Genomic DNA, 2,827 nt, shown 5'->3' on the forward strand with positions numbered 1-2,827 from the left:
ATCACAACAGGATCATGGTCTGACATACGGTAAGCATCAGGTGCATAAAAATCACTGATTTGTTGTTCTGATTTACTACCGAAGTTGTAATCAAGTACCGTGGGTTCGTCGGCATTGATGTGCCATTCTGTGGTATCAACGACTTTGTCTAGCAGGGCTTGGTTAGCCAAGGCATGATCCAAATAGCCATATTCACCACCAAAGGCATATGAATAAGCGTCTGCGCCTTTAAATAAATTCGCTAAGTCGGTGTAACCCGCTTCTTTAATTTTAAGAATGGGATCTTCTTGAGCATAAGCATTTAAGTCGCCAATGATTAAGGTTGGTGAATCGGGATATTCTTGTGCCAAAAAGGCAGTTAACGCTTCGGCGGCACGAGTTCGTGTGAGGTTACAATTGCCTTGCCCGGTTGAAGTATCGTCATCACCTACGCCACAGGTAGAACCTTTGGATTTAAGGTGGTTAACACTTACTACAATTTCTTGAGCATTTTCAATCAAAGCAAACTTTTGATTGAATGACGGTCTGTTTTTAGTATCAACAAATAACGGCCCTTGCTCATCAGTGATAGAGTTGCTGCTGGTCAATACTTTGTAGCCACCGACTGGCGAAACCTTACTGGGTTTATACAACATAGCCACTTTAATTTCATCGGTACCGATAACACCGCCACCATCAACAAATGTATAAACACCTGTACCGACAACGGCATTTAAGCGACTGGTTAACTCTGCGATAGCACTGGTTGAATCAAAACCATCGTTTTCAATTTCCATCAAACCAACAATATCAGCATCCATTGCTGCTAACGCTGCTACTGTTTTAGTAAGCTGGCGCTCAAATTCCGCTGCAGTGAGCGCACCACGAGAAGTGGGGAAACCAGCACCTTGGCCATCACCGTTAAACAAGTTCAATACGTTTAAACTGGCGACTTTTAGATTTCCCAAGGTAAGTTCTGGAGCCGCTGTTCTTGGATTATTTGCGACGAAAGTAGGCGCTTCAGTAGGAATAATACGATAGAGACTAAAGCTGTAGTCCATTACGCCAGTCAAACTGCTTACTATGTCGCCACCTCGTAAGGTGTTGTTGGCTGACAAGTTACCTGTAGGGTAAATAACTGGGTCAGGGTTTGAACCGTTCATTCCGTCATCTAAGGTGATTTTATTCAGTGCATTTTGAGCTGCAAGCGCAATCGCTTCTTCACTGCCTGCCGGATAAATGTTGGTCGGTACAAACAAGCGACCATTAGACAAAGCCACTTCACCATAGCGACCTAGGCTGTAATTGTCGGTTACCGTTAGTTCAGAACTTGTACTTACCAACATGCCCTCTAACGATTCAGGAAACTCAGCATCAGCAAATGGCAAACTTAAGGATGTAGCAGTGACAGAATCAACGCCACAATCTAAGGGAGCGGTAGTAACGTTTAATTGCGTTTTATCAAAATACTCTTCTACCTTACCAAGCACACGAACCACCGTACCAGCTGTTGGTAATTCGCCAGAATAATAGACAAAAATGCCCTCAGATGTCTGGATGTCGGCATCCATATCAGCGGTTTGCTCTTGAATAAAGAAACCACTTAGATTCGCAAATGAAGCACTCACTACCGCTTCAAGCACATGAGTTTCACCAACAAGAGGTGACATTGCGCCATTACCTTGTACTGAGCTAATTAAAGTAGCGGGGTCAGCACATTGACCTAAAACAACCGTTTCACCACCGGTGTCACCGCCATTCGATCCGTAACTGCCTAAAAATTCGAAGGTATCTTGAGCGAAACCATCCCACTCAAGCGCAGGGTCAAAAGCGTCATCAGTAATAGCATCACCTTGCTTTACCGATGATTTACGAACCAAAGTATGATTCTGACTCGTCGTATCGCCACTTCCCCAAACAGCCCTTTCACCAACGCGTCCAAAAGAGTCAATCACAACACCATCGTTATATAAAACGTAAGCATCGTCACCATTATGATTAATATTGCTATTAAGCTGGTCAGCAACATCCAAAATTGCCGTTACCGACGAGTTGTTGGCAATAACAAATACATCATACGGTGCAATACTGCCCACTAAGTCAATTATTGCTTCACTTGTTCCGCCATTAGCTGAACGAAGCAAAGAGTATGGCGTTAAGTCAATAGCAACACTATTGGGGTTATAAAATTCTAAGGCTTTATTGTTACTTGAGCCTTCAATATATTCAGAGATAAAAATTTCGCCAAGATCAACAGAATGTTCCCCTAAACCATCAGCAACATCGTTTCCGAAACCCGACCACTCAAGGCTTGGATCAAATTCATCATCAACGATAATATCACCTGTTAGAACATTGGGGTTCCTGCGCAAGGTATTATTCGCCGTTGAAAAAGTATCACTCCCCCAACTACTACCTGGGTCGTTGCCCACCTGCCCAAATGAATCCACCACAACCCCATCCACTAATAGAGTGTAAGCATCATCACCATTGTGACTAACACTACCGCTGAGTTGATCTGCCAGCGCTTTTATCTGGTCATTTGCGCTGGTATGTGCAATGACATGGGTCCCGAAGGCAGCAATTGTTCCTGTCAGATTAATGTTACTTGCAGTTGTACCACCATTTGAAAATCGTGCTAAGACAACATTTTCTGCGCTCAAATCAACACTTTGAGAAGAGTTATTGTAAATTTCAATTGCCTTGTTATTGCTGCTACCCTCTATATATTCTGAGATAAATAGCGTAATTGGTGCGTTTGTATCACCGCCGCCAGTATCGCCACCTGTGTCTCCGCCGCCAGTGTCGCCACCACCGGTATCACCGCCACCAGTGTCACCACCGCCAG

At 44.0% G+C, this 2,827-nt stretch carries 1 protein-coding gene; it reads right to left on the minus strand.

Translation table 11 applies throughout. The annotated features are described in order from the left end of the window. Positions 1-2,827: ExeM/NucH family extracellular endonuclease (locus tag NWQ57_RS12950; RefSeq protein WP_306022571.1), on the minus strand; the 2,827-nt coding region annotated here is incomplete at both ends.

The sequence above is a fragment of the Paraglaciecola sp. genome (assembly GCF_030730205.1).
In the GTDB taxonomy this organism is placed as follows: domain Bacteria; phylum Pseudomonadota; class Gammaproteobacteria; order Enterobacterales; family Alteromonadaceae; genus Paraglaciecola.